This window comes from Tetragenococcus halophilus, from assembly GCF_001712815.1.
GTDB lineage: Bacteria > Bacillota > Bacilli > Lactobacillales > Enterococcaceae > Tetragenococcus > Tetragenococcus halophilus.
In genome coordinates, this window is record NZ_CP012047.1 from 681,290 (window position 1) to 705,005 (window position 23,716).

Here is a 23,716-nt window from a genome sequence, read left to right on the forward strand (position 1 = left end):
AGTACGTAAAGACTGCAAATTAGGTGGTACCGCGTAAATAGCGCCCTAAGATGTATATACATCTTAGGGCTTTTTTGCTGTGAATCACTAAGAGTAGCTGATGAACAGTACTAGGCGAGAGGAACGAGCGTAGTTCCCCAAACCGAATCACTACGATTCAGCGACTAAAAGGAGCTGAAAGTAGATCCTTCAAGGCCTTAGCGACTTGTCGCTTAGACCTTGATGAGATCGAAGCGTAAGCGAAGTGATGAACAGTACTAGGGCGAGCGAAAGCGAGGCGTAGTATCCTTTACCTTTACTATCAGTGAAAAATAACGAGCTTTAAGAAAAAGTGAGCCCAACAAAGTGGAAATTAGTATGCGATCTTTACAAGGAGGAAGTAAAATGTCAGAAAATCAATTATCAAAAAAATATGCACCGCAAGAAGTCGAAAGCGGTCGTTACCAAGAATGGTTAAAACTGGATTTATTTAAACCAAGTGGTGATCAAAAAGCAAAGCCATATTCAGTGGTTATTCCACCGCCTAATGTTACTGGAAAATTACATTTAGGCCATGCTTGGGATACCACTTTACAAGATATTATTATCCGACAAAAGCGTATGCAAGGCTTTGATACTCTATGGCTTCCAGGAATGGACCATGCAGGGATTGCGACCCAATCTAAAGTAGAAGCGAAGCTAAAGGAGCAAGGAATTTCTCGCTATGATTTAGGTCGTGAGAAATTTATGGAACAAGCTTGGGATTGGAAAGAAGAATATGCGCAACATATCAGAGGACAATGGGAAAAATTAGGCTTGTCGCTGGATTATGGACACGAACGTTTCACTTTAGACGATGGGTTATCAGAAGCTGTAAGAACAGTATTTGTTAAATTATATGAAAAAGCTCTAATTTATCGTGGCGAATATATTATTAATTGGGACCCGCAAGCACGAACGGCTTTGTCTGATATAGAAGTTATCCATAAAGAGGTAGAAGGTGCTTTTTACCATATGACCTATCCGTTAACGGATGGCTCAGGCGTAGTAGAAATTGCGACAACACGTCCAGAGACCATGTTGGGAGATACTGGGGTGGCAGTTCATCCAGATGATGAACGTTACCAAGAGTTAATTGGCAAAACAGTGCTTTTACCATTAATGGATAAAGAAATCCCTATTGTGGCAGATGAGTATGTTGACCGCGAATTTGGAACAGGTGTAGTAAAAATCACGCCGGCTCATGATCCAAATGACTTTGAAGTAGGTAATCGTCACGATTTGCCTCGTGTAAATGTGATGAATGATGATGGGACGATGAATGAAAATGCGGGCGCTTATACGAATATGGATCGCTTTGCTGCTCGTAAAGCGATTGTAGAAGATTTGGATAATTTAGGTCGCTTGGTCAAAGTAGAAAAAATGGTACATAGCGTGGGACACTCTGAAAGAAGTGACGCTGTCGTTGAACCTCGTTTATCAAAACAATGGTTTGTAAAGATGGGACCTTTAGCGCAACAAGCCATTGATAATCAAGACACTTCGGCTGCTGTTGATTTTTATCCAGGTCGATTTAACCAAACCTTTTTACAATGGATGGAAAATGTTCATGATTGGGTAATTTCTCGGCAATTATGGTGGGGACATCAAATCCCAGCTTGGTACCATAAAGAAACAGGTGAAATGTATGTGGGCATGCAAGCGCCACAAGATAGTCAAAATTGGCAACAAGATGAAGATGTTTTAGATACCTGGTTTAGTTCTGCTTTATGGCCGTTCTCAACTATGGGCTGGCCCGATATTTCAGATGAAATGTTTCAACGCTATTTCCCAATAAGCACACTAGTTACAGGTTACGATATTATTTTCTTTTGGGTTAGCCGTATGATTTTCCAAAGTTTAGAATTTACCAATGAACGTCCATTTGAAAATGTTTTGATTCATGGACTGATTCGAGATGCAGAAGGTCGTAAGATGAGTAAATCACTAGGAAATGGCATTGATCCGATGGAAGTTATTGATCAATACGGCGCTGATGCGCTGCGCTGGTTCTTATCAAATGGTTCTACGCCTGGACAAGATGTTCGTTTTAGTTATGAAAAAATGGATGCTGCTTGGAATTTCATTAATAAAATTTGGAATGCGGCTCGTTTTGTTTTGATGAATGTAGAGGAAATGACTGCAAAAGATATCGATCTTAATGGGAAAAAGTCAGTGGCAGATCGTTGGATTTTAACACGTCTAAATGAAACAGTAGCAAGAGTGACAGAACTATTTGAACGCTTTGAGTTTGGAGAAGCGGGTCGTCAGTTATATAACTTTATCTGGGATGATTTTTGTGATTGGTATATTGAAATGAGTAAAGAGACACTTTACGGCACTGATAAACAAGCACAACAAATGAACAAGAGCGTTCTTGTTTATACTCTAGACCAGATTTTGCGTTTACTACATCCGATTATGCCATTTGTCACAGAAGAAATTTGGGAAAAGATACCACACAATGGCACTTCACTTGTGATCGCATCGTATCCAGAAGTTCATCCAAAATTTAATGATAAAGATGCAGCACAAGGCATGAATGTGTTAATGGAATTGATACGTTCCGTACGTAACATTCGTGCTGAAGTGAATACACCGATCTCCAAACCAATTACATTGCTTATTCAAACGAGTGATCAGGCCATTGAAACATTTCTAAAAGAAAATAAAAACTATATTGAGCGCTTCTGTAATCCGGAAAAACTGGTCATCGATAGCGAATTAGAAGCACCTGAGTTGGCGATGACGGCTGTTTTGACGGGCGCAAATATTTATTTACCATTGGCTGGCTTAATTAATATTGACGAAGAGTTGAATCGTTTGGAAAAGGAATTGGAAAAATGGAATCAAGAAGTAGCGCGTGTGAAAAATAAATTGGCTAACGAACGCTTTGTTGCCAATGCACCTGCAGAGGTAGTTCAAAGTGAACGCGACAAACAAAAAGATTACCTGGAAAAACAACAAACAGTAAAAGAACGGATTGAACAGTTACAAAAAATCAAGCAATAACACGCTAGTTACTCTTTTTGGATCGTGGATCATAGTATGTGTTGAATCAATTTGTTATAATAATTTTTGAGGTGAAATATCGTGATAAAAACAGCAGAAGAAGCGATCCAGTTTATTGAAAGTCGACAAAAGTTTGGTTCAAAACCAGGTTTGCAACGCATCAGTGCCTTGTTAGATGCCTTGGATCATCCGGAAAAAGATCTTTCAATTGTTCATATTGCTGGAACAAATGGGAAAGGTTCCACCGTTAGTTTTTTATCTGCCATGTTACAGGAAACGGGATGGTCGATCGGGACCTTTACCTCACCTTATATTGAAGCACTTAATGAACGAATCGCTATCAATGGACAGCCCATTTCTGACGATGCATTGACAAATATTGTAGCAAAAATACAAGCTATTATTGATTCAGCTGATGCTGTTAGCGATCTTTTTGAGATCACAGAATTTGAAGTATTGACTGCTGCTGCCTTTCTTTATTTTAAAGAACAAGGTCCTGATATGGTAGTGTTAGAAGTTGGTTTGGGTGGTTTGTATGATAGTACGAACATTATCTCTCCTTTGCTTACAGCTATCACTACTATTGGGATGGACCATGAACAAGTATTGGGCGATACTATTGAAAAAATTGCTGCTCAAAAAGCAGGTATTATCAAAGATAAGGTGCCTGTTGTGACTGGAAAAATTCCTCCTGAGGCACTAAAAGTCATCGAAGAAACGGCTGAAAAAAAGCAAGCAAAGGTTTATCATTTTAATGTGGACTACTCTATTGACTATAAAGGACCATATCCTGACTGGGGCGAGCAATTTGACTTTTATAATGAAGCGGGGAAAATTCCTAAACTAATCACTTCTTTACTTGGAAAACATCAGACAGAAAACGCGGCTGTGGCTGTTCAACTTTTCTATCTAGTGTGCCAATTTAAAAAAATTCCATTTGATGAAAAAAACGTAAAAAATGGTTTGTTAAAAACAGCTTGGCCAGCCAGAATGGAAAGAATCAATCAAGAGCCTTTGATTATATTAGATGGTGCGCACAATGAACAAGGGATCAAGCGGTTAGCAGAAAATATCAATAATGAGTTTAAAAATCGTCATATCTATGTAATTTTTTCAGCTTTAGAAAGAAAAAATGTTGAAGGAATGCTTGAGCAATTATTGGAAATTTCTAATGCAGAAATTTATCTGACAAATTTTGATTATGCAGGGGTTATGCGTTTAGAAAAAAATTATCAACGAATAGATGAAGATCGAATCAATATTGTATCTCTATGGCATTTTGGTTTAGCAAATATTTTGGAAAAAATTTCTGATGACGATATGATTTTAGTAACAGGTTCTCTTTACTTTGTGGCAGAGGTACGTAAATTAATTAAAGATCTTATTTCTTAATCAGGAGGAGACAATGCAGAATATACAAGGAATTATTTTTGATATGGATGGATTGATGTTTGATACTGAGAGCCTTTATTATAGGGCGACACAAGAAGTGGCAGATAGAATGGGCTTTTCTTATGACTTTGCCATTTATGAGAAATATATAGGGATTTCTGATGAAGAAGTTTGGCAAGCTTATCATGAAATGTATGATTCGCTTTTTGGCCAACAAACAGTAAATACTTTTATCAACCGTTCTTTTGATCGGGCAGTGGAGTTATTTGAATCAGGTGCTGCTGAAGTAAAACCTGGACTAAAAGAGTTATTAACGTATTTACAAGAAGAAAATATTAAACGTTGTGTTGCTTCTAGTAATCAGCGTAGAATCATCAATATTCTTTTAGAAAAGAACAACTTGTCAGAAGAATTTTCTCATATTGTTTCCTTTGAAGACGTTACAAAAGCTAAACCTGACCCTGAAATTTTTGAAATAGCGGCTGATCGTTTCGGCTTACCTAAAGAGAATCTGCTTATCTTAGAAGACTCGAAAAATGGCATATTGGCAGCTGATCAAGCGGGCATCGATGTAATTATGGTACCCGATTTGGTTAAGCCTACTTCTGAAATTAAAGAAAAGACTTCAGCAGTTTTACCGACATTAAATGAAGTTTCGACAATTTTAGAAAAGTAAATGTAACCTTTTTGCGTACTTATTAGTATAAGGAAGCAAGGAGGTTTTTTTATGGAAAAAAATAAAGTACCTTTAAGTTCACTTCCCCGTGAGCGATTATTGGAATATGGTGTACAGGCACTTTCTAATCAAGAATTACTGGCTATTTTGTTACGAACAGGTTCAAAGAAATATAGTGTAATGGAACTTTCTGCTAGAGTTTTAACACTGTTTCCCAGTTTATATGAACTAAAAAATGCTAGTTTAACTGAGTTACAACAAATTTCAGGAGTAGGACAAATTAAAGCAATCGAATTAAAGGCGATGATGGAGCTGGGTTGTCGTATTCAACGCGCAAACCAACCCAAGCTTGGTAAAGTAGTGACAAGTTTTGATTTGGCCCATCAATTAATGTCTGAGATGAAGGATTTTTCGCAAGAACATTTGATTTGTTTATATTTAAACACCAAAAATGAAGTGATTTTTCGTAAAACTTTGTTTGTAGGATCGGTTAATCAATCTGTCGCGCATCCACGTGAGATTTTCCGCGAAGCTGTTCGTTGTAGCGCGGCACGCATAATATGTTCGCACAATCATCCTAGTGGTGATCCGTCACCTTCAGAAAATGATCGTCAGTTCACCAAGCGTTTGAAAGAATGTGGAGAAATGATGGGCATTGAGATTTTAGATCATTTAATTATTGGTAGCGAGGAATATGTCAGTTTAAGGGAAGAAGGATTTTGGAATTAATCAATTTACAGTAATTTTTACTTGCAAAAAAACAGCCACGAGAGTAGAATAGTGTTTGTAATTTTGTTTGGAAAATGGAAGTGGCACTCAGTTACCTGTCTCTAACGTAGTACGAGCAATGTTACAATTTTATAAAGTGCTAACGCACGAGGAGGAAACTTGAATGGAACAAGGTACAGTAAAATGGTTTAACGCAGAAAAAGGTTACGGGTTTATCTCTCGTGAAGACGGAAGTGACGTGTTTGTCCACTTTTCAGCAATTCAAGAAGAAGGCTTCAAAACTTTAGAAGAAGGACAATCTGTGTCATTTGACGTTGAAGAATCAGATCGTGGTCCTCAAGCTGTTAATGTTGTAAAAGTATAGTTAAAAACTAGCAATGCTTTAAAAACCAAATTCACAAAAAGGGCGTTCGTAATGAAAGTTATGAACGTCTTTTTTTTATGAAAAAATAGCATAAAAAAGAAAATTAATGCTGAATGAGTAAAGATAGCACATAGAAATGCGAAACCTATGTTAAATGAATGGAGATAGCACATAGATAATTAAAACCAGTGTTGAATATGTAGAAATAAGGATGTAAAAAAAGCAGCCATTTTTCAGGCTGCTCTTTCTATTTATTATCTGGTGTCATAATCATAGATAAAATCATTGGATGACGCTGCGTTTGTTCGATAAGAAATGGTTGTAACGCTTGGCTCATGGCTTCTCTTAATTTATATTCACTAGTATCTTGTTGATTTAGTGCATCACGTAATGCATTATAAAGGATGTTTTGTCCTTTTTTAATCAAATCACCAGATTCACGCATATAAACAAATCCACGCGATAAAATATCGGGTCCTGCTAGGATTTCCTTTTTACTTTTATCGATAGTTGCGACAGCGATCACTAAACCTTCTTCAGAAAGAATTCGCCGATCTTTTAAAACGATATTTCCGATATCGCCGATACCACTACCATCGATATAAGTGTCGTCTGCGTTAAAGTGACCACATGGGCGAGCTGAATCTTGGGTTAAAGCTAGCATGTCGCCGTTTTCCATCAAAAAACAATTTTCTTTAGGAATTCCAGTATTTTCAGCTAATTGGCTATGAATTTTTAACATACGAAACTCACCATGAATCGGCATGAAATATTTAGGCTTCATCAAGCGCAACATCAATTTTTGTTCTTCTTGCCCACCGTGACCAGAAGTATGAATGTTGTTGATCTTACCATGAATGACTTCAGCGCCTGATTCTAATAACGAATTAATCAGGCGATTTACACTAGTCGTATTTCCAGGAATCGGTGAACTAGAAAAAATCACGGTATCGTCTGGCTGAATTTGGATTTGTCGGTGGGTGCCATTAGCGATCCGACTTAAAGCCGCCATCGGTTCACCTTGAGAACCTGTACATAAAATCATTGTTTTATCTGCCGGCAAAGAGTTCAATTCGCGCGAATCAACAAATGTTCCATCTGGGACATTGATGTAGCCAAGACGTTGTCCATTGGCAATCGCATTTTCCATACTGCGACCAAAAACGGCAATTTTGCGTCCGTAAGCAACTGCAGCTTCAGCAGCTTGTTGCAAACGGAAAATGTTGGAAGCAAAACTAGCAAAAATAATTCGTCCTTCTACCTTTTCAAAAATTTTAAGGATAGAAGAGCCAATCGTTTTTTCAGATTTAGTAAAAGTAGGAATCTCAGCGTTTGTACTATCTGATAGTAAACAAAGCACGCCTTCTTCGCCAACCTTTGCCATTTTATGAAGATTTGCTGGTTCGCCAACTGGTGTAAAGTCAAATTTAAAATCACCAGTTTCAACGATATTTCCTGACGGCGTCTTCACAACAATCCCTAAAGCATCCGGGATACTGTGGGTTGTTCTAAAGAAGCTGACAGAAGTCTTACGAAAACGGATTACAGTGTCTTCATTGATTTCATGAAGTTCTGCATCGCGCAGTAGACCATGTTCGTCTAACTTGTTTGTAATCAAAGCTAAAGCTAACGGTCCGGCATAAATAGGAATATTTACTTGTTTTAGTAAATAAGGAATTCCGCCAATATGATCTTCATGACCGTGTGTAACGACTAAAGCTTTTACTTTTTGGATGTTTTGAACAATGTAACTATAATCAGGAATCACATAGTCAATGCCAAGTAATTCGTCTTCTGGAAACTTAATTCCTGCGTCAATTAAGACGATTTCATCTTGGAATTGTACCCCATAACAGTTCTTCCCGATTTCACCTAATCCGCCAACAGCGAAAACACCTGTTTCGTTGTTTTTAAGCGATTGTTTCATGTTAAAACTCCGCTATATGGAAATCAGCTTGTTCTTTTTCATATTCTAAGTGATTTCCAGTTAATTCTTGTATATATTCGATATTATATGGGGTATTTTCTTCAACGATGTGACGAGCGGTCACGACATCGTCCACGTCCACGTATAAAGAGTGTGTTTGTTCTCTTTTAGGGTTACTTTCTTTTGTTTCTTGATAATAAACTTTGTAGATCATGTGTATGTTCTCCTTTATTGCATCTTTATTTATTTGACTTTTTACTTAAATTTATAAGTGAAGATTGATCCAAAATAGGTCCGTTTTTGGCAACTTAATCATCTATAATTGTTGAAAGTAGTTAGCAATTATATCTTTTTAAGTTATAACCAATTATCCATTGATAGTTTATCACACAAATAAAAATAAGTATAGAAATGCGCCGGCAAAAACAAGAAAATTACATGAAAATATAAAGTCCCTTATGAAGAAAAGGATGGTGTATTTTTATATGAAAAAAGGTTTGAAAAAACTTGTTAAAAACGCTTCTCATTTTCTTTACTTTTTTCATATCTATATGCTATCTTTAAAGTAATTGCTCAAAAAAGGAGGGATAAATTTGAAATTAATGTTGCATTATACTTTGAAAAACAAAGGGTTATTATTCTTTAATTTCATTTGTGTTTTCGGGTTTATTATTATTGAACTAGGATTACCTACATTGTTAAGCCAAATGATCGATGTGGGGGTCGCCAATAATGATGATGCGTATATTAAAAAAATAGGCTTAATCATGTTAGCAGTGGTCGTTGTTGGTGTATTAATGAATATCTCTTTAGGATATTTTATGTCCCGTATCACTACTAATGTAACAGCCTCCATTCGCCAAGATCTTTTTGAGAAAATACAAGGATATTCTCATAATGAATATGAACAACTAGGTGTTCCGTCATTAATTACTCGTGTAACTAATGACGCTTATCAAATTATGTTGTTTATGCAAAACCTTTTACGGACTGGCTTTATGACGCCGATGATGTTTATTGCAAGTCTGGTTATGGTCATACGAACGAGTGCAAGTTTAGGTGCTTATGTCTTAGCGGCATTGCCATTCTTGTTGATCGGTGTTGTAGCGATCGCTCGTTTTTCTGATCCATTATCCAGGAAACAACAAGGAAATTTTGACCGGTTAAATAATATTTTACGAGAAAACTTGTCAGGATTACGTGTCATTCGCGCTTTTGTTAATGAAGATTTTGAAGAAGGACGTTTTGGTAAAGTAAATGACGCTTTTGAAAAAAGTTCCAAAAACTTGTTTCGTTTGATGTCTTCAGCGAAGCCAGGATTTTTCTTTCTATTTAATACCGTGATGGCTTATATCATCTGGCAAGGAAGTATCCAAATAGATGCTGGAACATTAGAAGTGGGGAATTTGATTGCTTTTATTGAATATATATTCCACGCATTGTTTTCATTTATGATGTTTTCTACGATTTTTATGATGTATCCAAGAGCGGCAGTATCAGCAAACAGAATTCAAGAAGCAATGGATACTGAACCTATTATAGAAAATAAAGAAAATGGCGTAACAACGACAGAAACGAATGGTTACTTAGCCTTTGATGATGTTACTTTCGCTTATCCAGGACATGCCGAGGCTCCAGTGATTCGTGACGCGACCTTTTCAGCCAAACCCGGCGAAACAGTCGCTTTTATCGGGAGTACCGGTAGCGGAAAATCTACTTTAATTCAATTGATCCCTCGTCTTTATGATGTTAGTGAAGGTGAAATTTTGGTAGATGGTATCGATGTTCGCGATTATGATATTGCTGCTTTACGTCAGAAGATTGGTTATGTACCGCAAAAAGCTGTTTTGTTTTCTGGAACACTCAGAGAAAATCTTCTCTACGGGAAAAAAGACGCAACGGATGAAGAATTGTATGAAGCCATAGATATCGCGCAAGCTAGCGATTTTGTTTCTGAATTAGTAGATGGTTTAGATACACAGATAGCTGAAGGTGGCTCTAACTTTTCTGGTGGGCAAAAACAACGCTTAGCCATTGCTAGAGCTGTTGTAAGAAGACCTGATCTTTATATATTTGATGACAGTTTTTCTGCTTTGGACTTTGCGACAGACGCAAAATTGCGTGAAAGAATTGATAAAGAAACAACAAATGCCACCGTATTGATTGTTGCTCAACGAGTGAGCACGATTATGGGGGCAGATCGAATTATTGTATTGAACGAAGGAAATATTGTCGGTATAGGAACACATGAAGAGTTACTAAAATCTAGCTCCGTTTATTACGACATTGCTTCGTCTCAATTAACGAAGGAGGAGTTAGGACAATGAATACTTTTTCTTCTTTAAAACGTGTAGGACAATATATAAAACCATATAAATTTAAATTTATTTTCGTCATGTTTCTAGTAGTTGCAACGGTGGGCTTTAATACTGCCTTGCCTTATGTTACAGGACTTCCAACCACAGAAATCAGTCGTAATATTTCAAATGGTGATCCGATAAATTTTGCTTACATCAAACAAACGGTAATTGCCATTGTCCTTATTGGTATCGGTTATGGGGGATCACAATTGGCTGCTGGTTTGTTAATGACCGGTGTTGTACAATCATCAATGAAAGATTTGCGTAAAGATATTTCGCATAAAATCAATCGATTGCCGGTTTCTTACTTTGATACTCACCAACAAGGTAATGTGTTCTCGCGTGTGACTAATGACGTGGATGTTGTTAGTGGCGCTTTACAACAATCATTAGTCCAATTAGTGAATGCTTTTTTGAGCATTGTATTATCTGTTTCAATGATGTTTTATATTAATGTTTATATGGCACTAGCAGCTGTGCTTATGATTCCAGCTTCCTATTTTATTTCGCGTTTTGTTATTTCAAAATCGCAAAAATACTTTAATGGAATGCAAAACTCTTTAGGTGAAATGAATGGTTTTGTACAGGAACATATGACAGGTTTTAATGTCATTAAACTTTTTGGACGTGAACATGAAACATCAGAAGACTTCAGAAAAGTAAATCGCTCTGTTAGAGGCAATGGATTTAAAGCGCAATTTATTTCAGGACTTATGATGCCATTGGTTCAATCAACTGCTTACTTAACTTATATAGTGATTGCAGTTTTTGGTAGTTTAAATGTCCTAAGTGGTGTGATCGTGGTTGGGCAATTACAAGCTTTCATCCAATATATTTGGCAAGTCAGTCAACCAATGGGAAATATCACGCAATTATCTGCTATGCTACAAAGTGCTTCTGCTTCTTCTCGTCGTGTATTTGAAGTTTTAGATGAAGACGAAGAAAAATCAAGTGAAAATGAAATAGCTTTGCCCGAGCATGTCCAAGGTGATGTTGAATTTGATCATGTTTATTTTTCTTATCAACAAAATGAGCCATTGATCGAAGATTTGAACTTGAGTGTAAAAGCAGGTCAGACCGTAGCGATCGTTGGTCCAACTGGCGCTGGGAAAACAACCATAATTAATTTGTTGATGCGATTTTATGACGTAGATGATGGCGCGATCAAAATCGACGGGATTGATACTAAGGAAATGAACCGAAGTGATGTTCGTTCATTATTCGGTATGGTATTACAAGATGCTTGGCTCTACGGTGGGACAATCGCAGATAATATTCGTTTTGGTAAGTTAGATGCTACCGATTATGAAGTAGTAGATGCTGCTAAAACAGCCAATGTTGACCACTTTATCCGGACGATACCAGAAGGCTATGATATGGAAATTGCTTCAGAAGGAGATAATGTTTCTCTTGGACAAAAACAATTATTAACAATTGCAAGGGCAATTATTTCTGATCCTGAAATTTTGATCTTAGATGAAGCAACCAGTTCAGTAGATACCCGTCTAGAAGCATTGATTCAAAGAGCAATGGATCAAGTGATGAAAGGACGGACCAGTTTCGTTATTGCCCATCGCTTGTCAACCATTCGTGATGCGGATTTGATTTTAGTTATGGATCATGGTTCTATTATCGAACAAGGAACGCATGATACTTTACTTGCTAAAAATGGTTTTTATGCAGAGCTATATAATAGCCAATTTGCAGACCAAGAATAAGAGAAAAAGCGGCGCTGACTATAAGGGCTCTTTGTCAAATAGTGTTGTTTAAGCAAAACCTTTATAAAAAGAAGGACTTCGGTTCTTCTTTTTTTGTTATTTTATAAGATCTCAAGAAGCCCTTGTTGAATAAGCACTCGCTTACGTAGATGATTAAAAGAACGAAAGCCAAAGGCAATCCGTTGAATTACTTTAATCAAGTTGTTTTTCCCTTCAAGTTTGCCGTTGGAATACGGTTGAGTAAAAGATAAGGTAATTTCTTTACGGTACTTTTGGAGGTGACGTAAGGATTTTTTAAAGGGTTCTTCTAATAAAGGCGACAGTTGATCAATGATAGCGAAAAATGGTTGCGCTTTGCCGTTTTCAAAAGCGTCAAGCAGATCTTGATAAACATCATAAGAAGCCTTAAGCACGGGATCAATGGTTAATAAGTAATCCACAACTTCCGATTCCGTCACATATTTTTGGCGAAAAAGAGGGAACTGTTTCAAATGGTCGTACCCCAAGTTTTTATGCTTTTTTTGGAGCTGTTTCCAGTATTTTTTTAATTTGCGATAATCCTTCATTTGTTGGGCGCTCTTTTTGTCCAGCTGGTTCATCGACCGAATCCGCTGCTGGTTAAAAGCTCGAGAAATCTGTTGGATAATGTGGAAATGATCCACAAGAATCTTGGCCTTCGGAAATACTTGAGGGATCATTTTTCCATAAGCCGAATTCATATCCATAACCACATGTTGGACTCTTTTCCGCGCTTGTTGAGTAAATCGTTGAAAGTAAGCAATCAGTTTGAAATTGCGGCGATCGTCCAAGATATCGATAATTTTTCCTGTCTGAGCGTCACTGAAGATAAAACACATGGCTCCTTCACAGTCCTTCGTGCCTTTGAATTCATCGATTAGCAAATGTTTCGGTAAATGGTTGGGATTGAATTTAAGTCCTTGATAGAAGGTATCCAATACGCGTTCCACGGTTTTAAATGAGACCCCATAGCGTAAAGCAATATCTTTCATCGATAGTTTTTTCTTCAAGTCTATCGCAATGGCAAACTTCAAGGCTTGCGAAATATAACAGTCTTTGGCGATATAATAGGTCCTGGCACTAAAAGTATGATGACAGGATTTACAATAAAATCGTTGCTTAAATAAGCGTAAAACGCTGGGCACTTCCTGATAAGGAATTAATTGAATATCCGAAGCCTTTGGCGAATGTTTAATAAGAAGATTCTCTTCATTTATGAGGCCACAACATTCGCAAGCTTTCGGGGTGTAGGTAAGGACACCGTAAAAGACATTCGTCATTCGATGATGAATGGGTTCTTTTTGAACTGCTTGAGCGGAAAAAAAGATGTGAGGGTCCTTAATATTGAGTAAGTTTTTAAGGCCTACATCTAGATTTTGATCTTTAATTTTGATATCTTTGTATTGAAGCATTTGTTTTCTCCTTTTATTTTGGTGTCCAACTTAATTATAAAGGAAACAAATGCTTTTTTGTTATATAAAAAATTAGTGTTATTACTAATTTTTTTAGTAACAACACTAAATATTATAGACCCACTATAAGTTGGTGTCGCTTTTTTGTTGCTAGTGAGTGATATGATATACTTTACAAAAGAAGGGAAGTTAAACAAAGGAGCCTTCATTTTAGATGAAATGAAAGGAAGTTTAGAAAAGGAACCTTCATTTTATCCAAAATCAAGGGAAGTTCGAGAGAGGTCCCTTCATTTTGATAATAATGAAGGGAAGTTTGAGAAAGAAACCCTCATTTATAATTTTATATTCTTATTTTAATTGGATTAGAAAGAGGAAACTATGAAAAATTTTGTTGCAGAAAATGCTACGATTGTTGGAAATGTGACTTTGGGCAAAGAGGTAACTGTTTGGTTTAATAGTGTGCTTCGTGGTGATTACGCCCCTATTTTTGTAGGAGATAGGACGAATGTTCAAGACGGAACAGTGATTCATGTTGATCATGATATTTCTTGTGTGCTCGGTAACAACATTACTGTAGGACATCAGTGCTTGTTGCATAGTTGTAAAATTGAAGACGGCGCTTTAATCGGTATGGGTTCGATTGTTATGAATAATGCAATGATAGGGGAGAACAGTATGATTGGTGCCGGTTCCTTAGTGACCCAAGGAACAGTGATTCCGCCAAATTCCTTAGCTTTAGGACGACCAGCAAAAGTGATTAGAGAATTAACGCCAGAAGAAATTAAAGGCAATAAAGAAAACGTAGATCATTATTGCCAATTAGGCAAAGATTATCTGGACGGCAAGTACACTGAATATAAAAAGAATTAGGTCCTAATAGTCTTCTTAAATTATTATTAAATACAAAAAAGCCATTGCCTTTACCCAAAATAGTAAAGACAATGGCACTTTTAATCATTGTTTATTTGTTGGTCATGATGTCATCTATCAAGCCGTATTCTTTGGCTTCTTCAGCAGTCATGTAATTATCACGGTCGGTATCGCGTTTGATTACTTCAAGTGATTGACCTGTACGTTCAGCCAAGATTTCATTTAAGCGATCACGTGTTTTCAAGATATGACGAGCAGCAATTTCGATTTCAGTTGCTTGTCCTTGCGCACCGCCTAATGGTTGGTGAATCAAGATTTCAGCATTTGGTAAAGCAAAACGTTTGCCCTTGGTACCAGCGGTTAATAGGAAACTTCCCATAGAGGCTGCCATACCTAATACGATGGTTTGCACGTCAGCTTTGACAAAGTTGATGGTATCATAAATGGCAAAACCAGCTGTCACACTACCACCTGGCGAATTAATGTACAAATAAATATCTTTTTCCGAATCTTGTGCATCTAAAAATAGTAGTTGTGAAATGATGGAGTTAGATAGATCATCGGTTACTTCACCACTTAGCATAATAATACGATCTTTTAATAAACGAGAGTATATATCATACGCTCTTTCCCCTTGGGCTGATTGTTCAATTACTGTTGGAATTAAATTCATTTCATGTTCCTCCTTTTAAATCATAGAAAATATAGACGTTTAAAAGACATTATATCACGTCCATTTATCTTTTTCTAATAGCTAGTATACATATTTGGTCAATAAAGGTCAAATATAAAACCTTGGCTATGATAAAGAAAATTTGGTAGAATAAAGACATCAATTATTTTTTAATGGGGAGGCAAGTTAAATGCAAGTTTTTATCGCAAGCTTATTAGGAGTGCTAATTGGCGCATTGGTTGTAACGGTCGCGTTTAATTTACGTATACGATATGATCAACGTAAAGATGAAAAAAGAAGAATGCTAGAGCATAAGGTCAAAGAGATTGAAACTTTAGTATTATTAAATAAAAAAATAGTAGAAATTTTGGATAAACGGGTCATTATGATGGAGCAATACACCAGTTTTAACGCTTTTGATGATTGCTATATTACGGTGGATGATTATATTTATTTACATTCTTTTGCAGCTCAAAATAGCTTTTATTTACCTAATTATTTTTTGGATGAGTTTTTTAAAAGAATTGCTACTCGTAAGGTCGTTTTATCTCCTGAAGAAACGGTTCAAATTGGCGGCTATACATTTAAAGGCGCGCGTATGTTGGTCGAAGAACTTTCTGATGAGTTAACAGAAATGATTTATGAAAAGAAAAATCAAATGAAAAAAGTCAGCGATGAACCGTTGACCTACTTTTCCAAACCTTTATAATGAGCCAAAAGAAGAGACAAAGCGCTGTTTCTTCTTTTTTTGTTGATTTTATCGTTACATGTTACAATATTTCTGATTGGAGTGAGACCGATGAAAATTTTTGCTCATAGAGGAGCTAGTGGCACAAGGCCCGAGAATACTTTGCCTTCGTTTGCTGAAGCGATTCGCGCAGGAGCAGAAGGTATTGAATTAGATGTTCAACTAACGAAAGATAATGAGCTAGTTGTTATGCACGATGAACAAGTAAATCGCACGACCAATGGTAAGGGTGCTATTAAAGATAAAACACTTGCGGAAATAAAAGCATTGAATGCGGGCAGTTGGTTTGATGAAAAATATGCATCAACTAAAGTGCCCACGTTAAAAGAAGTGACTGACTTACTGATTGCACGAAATTATCGAGGGATCGTAGAAATTGAACTTAAAACAAATGTGGAAGACTATCCGGGTATTGAAGAAAAAGTTTCGGATCTTATGCTGAGTCAAGAATGGCCATTTATTTATTGGTATTCCAGTTTTAATTTAGATACATTAGAACGTATTCATAAACTTGAACCTAAAACGCGAATTGATTTAGTAATGAAGGATTCAGAAGAAGCGACGAATATGGCGATGGATCGTTCATATATCAAGGGCATTCACCCGAGTCTTGATTGGGCCTTGGCACATGATGCAGAAGTTCCTAATTATCCTATTGATGTTCGTCCATGGACCGTCAATGATGAAGAAAACTTAAAAAAAGTAATGGACCTACAAGTTTCCGGCGCGTTTACTGATTTTCCGGAAGAAATACAATTGGCTAAGAGAAGGAATCAACAAAAGACATGAAAAAAGTGTTAGTCATTGCAGGACCGACAGCTGTCGGAAAAACAAGTCTAAGTATTCAACTAGCCAAAACTTTTGCTGGTGAAGTCATCAGCGGTGATTCTATGCAAATTTATCGACAATTAGATATCGGTACGGCCAAAGTTACCGAAGAAGAAAAAGAGGGAGTCTCTCATCATTTAATCGATATTTGTGATATCGGAGATCGTTATTCTGCAGCCGACTTTCAAAAGCAAGGACGGCAAAAAATTACTGAAATTTGTAACAGAGGGCATTTACCTATTATTGTGGGAGGGACTGGATTGTATATTCAATCCCTCCTTTATGATTATCAATTAGGTGCAACGCAAAAAGAGCAGGATGATAAACTTCGTCATAAATATGAAGTTTTTGCAGAAAATGAAGGTCCACAAGCACTTTTTGAATTATTAGAAAAAAAGGACCCTTTAGCTGCTAAAAAGATTCATATGAACAATCAGCGTAAAATTATTCGCGCTTTAGAAGTAAAAGAGAAAACCGGAAGAAGTATTATTGCGCCAGAAAAAGCGCCCAAACCATTATATGATAGCTTTATGATTGGACTAACCACTGATCGTTCGCTTTTGCATGCGCGTATTAATACACGTGTGGATGATATGATACAAAGTGGACTTATCACAGAAGCAGCGTTAGTAAAAAAATATCCCGACAGTCAGGCAGCAAAAGGAATTGGCTATAAAGAGTTTTTTCCATACTTTGCCAAAGAACGTAGTCTTCAAGAAACGACCGATCTTATCAAACGAAATTCAAGGCGCTATGCCAAAAGACAGTTGACTTGGTTTAATAACCGCATGTTTTTTCATTGGTTCGATTTGTTCCAAGAACCTCAGGAAATAGCACAGATCAAAAAAGAAGTCGCACAGTGGTTGGAGGTGTAGTATGGTAAAAAAAGAACGAGTGATTTTAGTTGGCGTACAGACGCCGGAAAATCATCATAATTTCGCAGAATCTATGCTTGAATTGAAAAATTTGGCACAAACTGCTAATGGTACCATGATTTCTTCTATCGAACAAAATCGAGAACAATTTGATCATCAAACCATTATCGGTAAAGGAAAGTTGGAAGAATTAAGACAGACGATTGACAAAGAAGCGATCGATTTGGTGATTTTTAACCATGAGTTAACACCAAGACAAGGGCAAATTATTGAAGACGCATTGGAGGCGCCTACCATTGATCGGATTCAGTTAATTCTAGATATCTTTGCCAAACGTGCACGTTCCAAAGAAGGTAAACTGCAAGTAGAATTGGCGCAATTAGAATACTCCTTTCCTCGGATCATCGGTCAAGGAAAAACCTTGTCGCGACTTGGAGGTGGTATTGGTACCCGAGGCCCCGGGGAAACTAAACTAGAAACTGATCGACGTTTAATTCGCAAAAAAATGACAAGTATTCGCCGTGAGCTAAAAGAAGTGGAGCAACATCGCCAAAGAACACGTCAACAAAGAAATGAACAACAAGTATACCAAATTGGTCTAGTTGGCTATACCAGTTCTGGAAAATCGACCTTACTTAATTTATTGACAAGCGCAGATGCTTATGAAGAAAATCAATTATTTGCAACGCTGGATCCACTGACTAAAAAATGGCGCTTGCCAGAAGGTTTTGAAGTCACGATTACTGATACAGTTGGTTTTATACAAGACTTACCCACGCAATTAATTGACGCTTTTCACTCAACTTTGGAAGAAAGTCAAAATATGGACTTATTACTGCACGTGATTGACGCTTCTGCTGAAAATCGGCAGCAACAAGAGCAAACGGTTTTAAAGTTGATGGACGACTTGCAATTGCGTCAAATTCCAGTTTTGGTGGTTTATAATAAAGCGGATTTGATAGATAAAGAGCAATTTGTTCCCACATTATTTCCTTATGTCTTAGTTTCAGCAAAAGATCCTGCTAGTAAGGATAAACTCATTGAAGCGATCCAATCAATTATGAAGGAAAAATTACAGCCTTATACTTTAGTTTTAGCGCCGGATGAAGGACGTTTGTTAGAAAAATTAAAACAAAATACATTGCTTGTTTCAACCGATTTTGAAGAAGAAAAACAGCAGTATGTAGCCAAAGGTTTTGCTAAAGAGCACTCTTTTGCTATTACTCGTATGGAACAGGCAAAGTAGGAGCAGCGGGATTGTCTGACTGCTCTTATTTTGTGTTAGCTTTTATAACATAAACTGTTGACAGCTATAACATAAATTGGTATAGTTGCTAGGTAGCTTGACCGAATGAAAGAAAGAGGAGTAAGCCTATGAGTGAAAAAGAGCTGCGGCGTTCAATGTCAGTTTTTCCAATTGGTACAGTCATTAAATTAACGGATTTAAGCGCGCGCCAAATTCGTTACTATGAAGAACAAGATTTAATTCATCCTGAAAGAAGCGAAGGCAATCGACGTCTATATTCTTTAAATGATATAGATATCCTGCTAGAAATTAAAGATTATCTTTCAGATGGTTTAAATATGGCCGGTATCAAGCATGTTTATAAGATGCGAAAAGAAGAAGAAAAACAAGCAAAAAATAAAAAACCGTTAACAGATAAAGATGTCCGACGTATTTTTTATGATGAAATTTTATCCCAAGGTGGACTCAATCCCAAAGGTCCTTTTGATTCTCAACGCCCTAAGCTATAGTTTTACCGTACTTACTTGTCTCTTACTACAAACCGCCGTAAAGGAAGGAAAAATATATGCCAAAAGTAGATTATACCGCAGAACAGATTAAAGAGATTGCCAAAAAAGAAAATGTTCGATTTTTACGACTAATGTTTACCGATATTAGTGGTATGATAAAAAATGTAGAAGTACCGATCAGTCAGATGGATAAAGTACTGGACCAAAAAATGATGTTCGATGGTTCTTCTATTGAAGGATTTGTGCGCATTGAAGAAAGTGATATGTACCTATATCCTGATTTAACCACTTGGATGATTTTTCCCTGGGAAGCTGAACATGGTAAAGTGGGTCGTTTAATTTGTGATATTTACAATGCTGATGGCACACCATTTGCAGGCGATCCTCGTGGAAACTTAAAACGTGTATTAAGACATATGCAAGAGTTAGGATTCTCTTCTTTTGAACTAGGGCCAGAGCCAGAATTTTTCTTATTCCAACTTGACCAAAACCAAAATATCACTCAACATTTGAATGACCATGGCGGATACTTCGATTTTGCTCCTATGGATTTAGGGGAGAATTGTCGACGTGATATTGTGTTAGAGTTAGAAAAACTAGGCTATGAAGTAGAAGCCTCTCATCATGAGGCGGCACCAGGACAACATGAGATCGATTTTAAATACGCAGATGCTGTCGATGCTTGTGATAGTATACAAACCTTTAAGCTAGTGGTTAAAACGATCGCTAGAAAATATGACTTGCATGCGACCTTTATGCCTAAGCCAATGGAAGGAATAGCTGGTTCTGGTATGCACTGCAATATGTCTTTATTTAAAGGAGAAGAAAACGCCTTTTATGACGAAAGTGGCGAATTGGAGCTAAGTAAAACGGCATATCAATTCTTGGCTGGTCTAATTAAACATGCGTGGGCTTATACCGCCGTTTGTGATCCGACGGTTAATTCCTACAAACGCTTAGTACCAGGGTATGAAGCGCCAGTACATGTGGCTTGGTCAGGACATAATCGTTCACCACTGATTCGTATTCCTTCTTCACGGGGTTTGTCTACTCGTTTAGAATTGCGTTCAGTTGATCCTTCAGCAAATCCTTATTTGGCTCTGGCTACTTTGTTGGAAGCCGGATTAGATGGTATTCAAAATGAAATGGTAGCGCCAGAGGGTGTGGATCGCAATATTTATGTGATGAGTGAAGAAGAACGTGAAACGGCACAAATTTTTGATTTACCTTCCACACTTCATAATGCACTTAAAGAGTTAAGAGATGATGAAGTAATGATTAATGCTTTAGGGACTCATATCTATGAAAACTTTGTTGAAGCAAAACAAATGGAATGGGCAGCCTTTAGGCAAACTGTATCAGAATGGGAAAGAGATCAGTATTTAGAACTTTATTAATAAAATTGTTTTTTAACGATTGACTTTCTTAAATGAACAAGGTAATATTTTGCTTGGGCGCTCTTATATTAAAGAGCTATGATCGTTTTAGTAAATAATGCTCCCTATTCAAACTGAATAGGGAGTTTTCTTTTATTTCTAAAAACAGCACCTGAAAAAAGGATAAGGAGTTTTTTGTTATGACCAAATACATTTTTGTAACTGGCGGCGTTGTTTCGTCTATCGGAAAGGGGATTGTAGCGGCTTCTTTAGGTCGTTTATTAAAAAACCGTGGATTGAAAGTAACGATCCAAAAGTTCGATCCTTATATTAATGTGGACCCAGGCACAATGAGCCCATATCAACATGGGGAAGTATTTGTAACAGATGATGGCGCAGAAACCGATTTGGATCTAGGACATTATGAACGGTTTATTGATATTAATTTAAACCAATATTCTAATGTTACTACGGGAAAAGTTTATTCAGAAGTTATTCGTAAAGAAAGAAAAGGCGAGTACTTAGGCGCTACGGTTCAAGTCATCCCGCATATTACAAATGAGATCAAAGAAAAAATTATGCGCGCAGCTAATATGACGGATTCAGACGTCATTATTACAGAAGTTGGCGGTACTGTTGGTGATATCGAGTCCTTACCTTTTTTGGAAGCACTACGTCAAATGAAAGGAGACGTAGGTTCAGATAACGTTCTTTATATTCATACTACCTTAATCCCGTATTTAAAAGCAGCAGGGGAAATGAAAACGAAGCCTACCCAACATAGCGTAAAAGAATTGCGAGGTTTAGGCATTCAACCCAATATTTTAGTGGTACGAACTGAAGAAGCTATTTCTCAAGGGATGAAAAATAAGCTAGCGCAGTTTTGTGATGTTGCGCCGGAAGCTGTGATTGAATCTCGTGATGTTGATACACTTTATTCTATTCCATTAAATTTACAAAAACAAAAAATGGACAAAATTGTTTTAGATCATCTGAATCTAGACGCACCAGAAGCAGATATGACAGAATGGCAAGGGTTAGTTGATCGTGTGCTGAACTTACAAAAGACTGTTCGTATTGCTATTGTAGGAAAGTATGTTGAGTTACCTGATGCTTATATTTCAGTTATTGAAGCATTAAAACATTCTGGCTTTTGTTATAATTCAGACATTGATGTTGAACTTATAAATTCTGCTGAAATTACTGCTGAAAATGTAGAAGATATATTAGGTAATGTCGATGGTATTTTAGTTCCTGGCGGTTTTGGGGATCGCGGAATTGAAGGAAAAATCGAAACCATTCGTTATGCAAGAGAAAATGACGTCCCATTTTTAGGGATTTGTTTAGGCATGCAAATGGCTTGTGTTGAATTTGCCAGAAATGTGATTGGCTTAGAAGGCGCTAATACTACCGAAAGAGATCCAGAAACGCCATACAATGTTATTGATCTGATGACTGATCAAGAAGGAGTAGAGGACTTAGGTGGAACACTACGTCTAGGACTTTATCCTTGTAAGTTGCAAAAAGGAACGAAAACAGCACAAGCTTATCAAGAAGAAGAAGTGGTACAAGAACGTCATCGCCACCGCTATGAATTTAATAATGATTTCCGTGATACTTTTGCAGAAAGTGGTATGGTTTTTTCTGGTGTATCTCCAGATAACCATTTAGTAGAAATTGTAGAAGTTCCTGAAAATAAATTCTTTGTTGGCTGTCAGTTCCATCCAGAATTAATCTCTCGTCCGAACCGTCCACAAAAATTAATTAAAGGTTTTGTGGAAGCTTCCTTGGCATCAAAAGAAGATTAAAGTATTTTAACTCGAAAAGCTGAGAGAAGCTTTTCGAGTTTTTTAAATCATAGTAAGATATTTCTTATACAGGCTTTTAAAGAATGATAAAGTTCATTTCTTTTCTGAAAATTTTCTTATTTCCTGGTGTTCAAGACGCGAAAAAGTTGGAAAATCGACAGAATCCTCTAGATTTAGTAGAAAAAATTTGAATAATTTGCTAAAATAAAGATGTTGACTAAGTAAGACTTAGTAAAAAACGTTCAATTAAAATTTAGGAGGAAACTATTATGCCATTAGTATCAGGCTCAGAAATTTTTAAGGAAGCACGTAAGAATGGGTATGCAATTGGCGCTTATAACACAAACAACTTAGAATGGACCCAAGCGATTCTTCAATCTGCGCAAGAAAAAAATGCACCAGTATTAATCCAAACTTCTATGGGCGCTGCAAAATACATGGGCGGTTACAAATTAGTTGTTGATATGGTAAATAACTTAATTGATTCAATGAACATTACCGTTCCTGTTGTTCTTCATTTAGACCATGGTGAATATGAACATGCGTTAGAATGTATCGAAGCTGGATATACTTCAGTAATGTTTGATGGTTCATCTCTTCCTTTTGAAGAAAACCTGGCAAAAACAAAAGATGTTGTCAAAAAAGCACATGCAAAAGGTATGTCTGTTGAATGTGAAGTAGGAACAATTGGTGGCGAAGAAGACGGCATTGTAGGTGCAGGTGAATTAGCTGATATCGACGAATGTATTCAAATGGTTAATACAGGTATTGACTTTCTAGCTTGTGGTATTGGTAATATCCACGGTGTATACCCTGAAAACTGGAAAGGTTTAGACTTTGACCATTTACAAGCTATCACAGAAGCTGTAGGTAAAGATGTGCCATTAGTACTACATGGTGGTTCAGGTATTCCACAAGACCAAATTGAAAAAGCTATTACAATGGGGATTTCAAAGGTTAACGTAAACACTGAATTCCAAATTGCATTTGCTAAAGCAACTCGTCAATACATTGAAGACGGTAAAGATCAAGAAGGTAAAGGCTTTGATCCTCGTAAATTATTGGCACCTGGTAAAGAAGCAATCATCAAAGAAGCTAAAAACCATATCGATTGGTTCGGATCAGCTGATAAAGCTTAACTCATCCTTTCGATAGCT

At 36.9% G+C, this 23,716-nt stretch carries 20 protein-coding genes and 1 other annotated feature (1 of these 21 only partly in view); of the genes, 16 read left to right on the plus strand and 4 right to left on the minus strand.

Going from position 1 to position 23,716, the window contains the following annotated elements:
* Positions 1 to 51, plus strand: a binding site (T-box leader); it begins 163 nt to the left of the window's first position.
* 333 nt (positions 52 to 384) lie between these two features.
* The 5 genes from AC806_RS03190 (at position 385) to AC806_RS03210 (ending at position 6,191) form a co-directional block, all read left to right on the plus strand.
* On the plus strand, positions 385 to 3,030 hold the full coding sequence (locus AC806_RS03190) for a valine--tRNA ligase (RefSeq protein ID WP_069028759.1): 2,646 nt from the start codon (positions 385 to 387) through the stop codon (positions 3,028 to 3,030).
* 81 nt (positions 3,031 to 3,111) lie between these two features.
* Entirely contained in the window at positions 3,112 to 4,422 is a 1,311-nt protein-coding gene (locus AC806_RS03195; RefSeq protein ID WP_069028760.1) for a bifunctional folylpolyglutamate synthase/dihydrofolate synthase, read from the plus strand.
* A gap of 13 nt (positions 4,423 to 4,435) precedes the next feature.
* Entirely contained in the window at positions 4,436 to 5,098 is a 663-nt protein-coding gene (locus AC806_RS03200) for an HAD family hydrolase (RefSeq protein ID WP_014124357.1), read from the plus strand.
* A 51-nt stretch (positions 5,099 to 5,149) separates the two neighbouring features.
* On the plus strand, positions 5,150 to 5,827 hold the full coding sequence (radC, locus tag AC806_RS03205) for a RadC family protein (RefSeq protein ID WP_014124358.1): 678 nt from the start codon (positions 5,150 to 5,152) through the stop codon (positions 5,825 to 5,827).
* 163 nt (positions 5,828 to 5,990) lie between these two features.
* Entirely contained in the window at positions 5,991 to 6,191 is a 201-nt protein-coding gene (locus AC806_RS03210; protein WP_014124359.1) for a cold-shock protein, read from the plus strand.
* A gap of 247 nt (positions 6,192 to 6,438) precedes the next feature.
* Here AC806_RS03210 and rnjA read toward each other — a convergent pair whose 3' ends face one another.
* Together rnjA and AC806_RS03220 are read right to left on the minus strand one after the other, a co-directional pair.
* Positions 6,439 to 8,118 carry a ribonuclease J1 gene (gene rnjA / locus AC806_RS03215; RefSeq protein WP_014124360.1) on the minus strand — a complete coding sequence of 560 codons (1,680 nt, stop codon included), beginning with the start codon at positions 8,116 to 8,118 and terminating at the stop codon, positions 6,439 to 6,441.
* Position 8,119: 1 nt separating this feature from the next.
* The gene (locus AC806_RS03220) at positions 8,120 to 8,332 is read right to left on the minus strand and encodes a DNA-directed RNA polymerase subunit epsilon (protein WP_014124361.1); all 213 of its coding nucleotides are present in this window, start codon (positions 8,330 to 8,332) and stop codon (positions 8,120 to 8,122) included.
* 379 nt (positions 8,333 to 8,711) lie between these two features.
* On the opposite strand from AC806_RS03220, the gene AC806_RS03225 reads away from it, so the two are divergent.
* The gene (locus tag AC806_RS03225) at positions 8,712 to 10,445 is read left to right on the plus strand and encodes an ABC transporter ATP-binding protein (protein ID WP_069028761.1); all 1,734 of its coding nucleotides are present in this window, start codon (positions 8,712 to 8,714) and stop codon (positions 10,443 to 10,445) included.
* Positions 10,442 to 12,196 (plus strand): ABC transporter ATP-binding protein, encoded by a 1,755-nt coding sequence (locus AC806_RS03230; RefSeq protein WP_069028762.1) that lies wholly within the window; start codon positions 10,442 to 10,444, stop codon positions 12,194 to 12,196. The genes AC806_RS03225 and AC806_RS03230 overlap by 4 nt, the downstream gene beginning before the upstream one ends.
* 101 nt (positions 12,197 to 12,297) lie before the next feature.
* Here AC806_RS03230 and AC806_RS03235 read toward each other — a convergent pair whose 3' ends face one another.
* Positions 12,298 to 13,626: an ISL3 family transposase gene (locus tag AC806_RS03235; RefSeq protein WP_012345024.1), complete on the minus strand. Its 1,329-nt coding sequence runs from the start codon at positions 13,624 to 13,626 to the stop codon at positions 12,298 to 12,300.
* A gap of 378 nt (positions 13,627 to 14,004) precedes the next feature.
* On the opposite strand from AC806_RS03235, the gene AC806_RS03245 reads away from it, so the two are divergent.
* A complete protein-coding gene (locus tag AC806_RS03245; protein ID WP_014124365.1) occupies positions 14,005 to 14,496 on the plus strand; it encodes a gamma carbonic anhydrase family protein in 492 nt (163 codons plus the stop codon).
* Between the two features lie 91 nt (positions 14,497 to 14,587).
* On the opposite strand, the gene clpP is transcribed toward AC806_RS03245, so the two are convergent.
* Complete coding sequence (clpP, locus tag AC806_RS03250; RefSeq protein WP_014124366.1) at positions 14,588 to 15,169, minus strand: ATP-dependent Clp endopeptidase proteolytic subunit ClpP; 582 nt, start codon at positions 15,167 to 15,169, stop codon at positions 14,588 to 14,590.
* Positions 15,170 to 15,359: 190 nt separating this feature from the next.
* Between clpP and AC806_RS03255 the strand changes: the two genes are divergently transcribed.
* The 8 genes from AC806_RS03255 to AC806_RS03290 all read left to right on the plus strand — a co-directional run bounded on the left by AC806_RS03255 (position 15,360) and on the right by AC806_RS03290 (position 23,698).
* Positions 15,360 to 15,878, plus strand: coding sequence for a hypothetical protein (locus AC806_RS03255; RefSeq protein ID WP_069028763.1), 519 nt, complete (start codon positions 15,360 to 15,362; stop codon positions 15,876 to 15,878).
* 90 nt (positions 15,879 to 15,968) lie between these two features.
* Positions 15,969 to 16,706, plus strand: coding sequence for a glycerophosphodiester phosphodiesterase (locus AC806_RS03260; RefSeq protein ID WP_014124368.1), 738 nt, complete (start codon positions 15,969 to 15,971; stop codon positions 16,704 to 16,706).
* The gene (miaA, locus tag AC806_RS03265; RefSeq protein ID WP_014124369.1) at positions 16,703 to 17,620 is read left to right on the plus strand and encodes a tRNA (adenosine(37)-N6)-dimethylallyltransferase MiaA; all 918 of its coding nucleotides are present in this window, start codon (positions 16,703 to 16,705) and stop codon (positions 17,618 to 17,620) included. Before AC806_RS03260 ends, miaA begins: the two co-directional genes overlap by 4 nt.
* Position 17,621: 1 nt before the next feature.
* The gene (gene hflX / locus AC806_RS03270; RefSeq protein WP_061841036.1) at positions 17,622 to 18,866 is read left to right on the plus strand and encodes a GTPase HflX; all 1,245 of its coding nucleotides are present in this window, start codon (positions 17,622 to 17,624) and stop codon (positions 18,864 to 18,866) included.
* Between the two features lie 128 nt (positions 18,867 to 18,994).
* Positions 18,995 to 19,375 carry a MerR family transcriptional regulator gene (locus AC806_RS03275; RefSeq protein WP_014124371.1) on the plus strand — a complete coding sequence of 127 codons (381 nt, stop codon included), beginning with the start codon at positions 18,995 to 18,997 and terminating at the stop codon, positions 19,373 to 19,375.
* Positions 19,376 to 19,431: 56 nt separating this feature from the next.
* Positions 19,432 to 20,772, plus strand: a complete 1,341-nt coding sequence (glnA, locus tag AC806_RS03280; RefSeq protein WP_069028764.1) for a type I glutamate--ammonia ligase — start codon at positions 19,432 to 19,434, stop codon at positions 20,770 to 20,772.
* Positions 20,773 to 20,951: 179 nt separating this feature from the next.
* A complete protein-coding gene (locus AC806_RS03285) occupies positions 20,952 to 22,559 on the plus strand; it encodes a CTP synthase (RefSeq protein ID WP_014124373.1) in 1,608 nt (535 codons plus the stop codon).
* Positions 22,560 to 22,828: 269 nt separating this feature from the next.
* Positions 22,829 to 23,698, plus strand: coding sequence for a class II fructose-bisphosphate aldolase (locus AC806_RS03290; protein ID WP_069028765.1), 870 nt, complete (start codon positions 22,829 to 22,831; stop codon positions 23,696 to 23,698).
* Positions 23,699 to 23,716 lie beyond the last annotated feature (18 nt).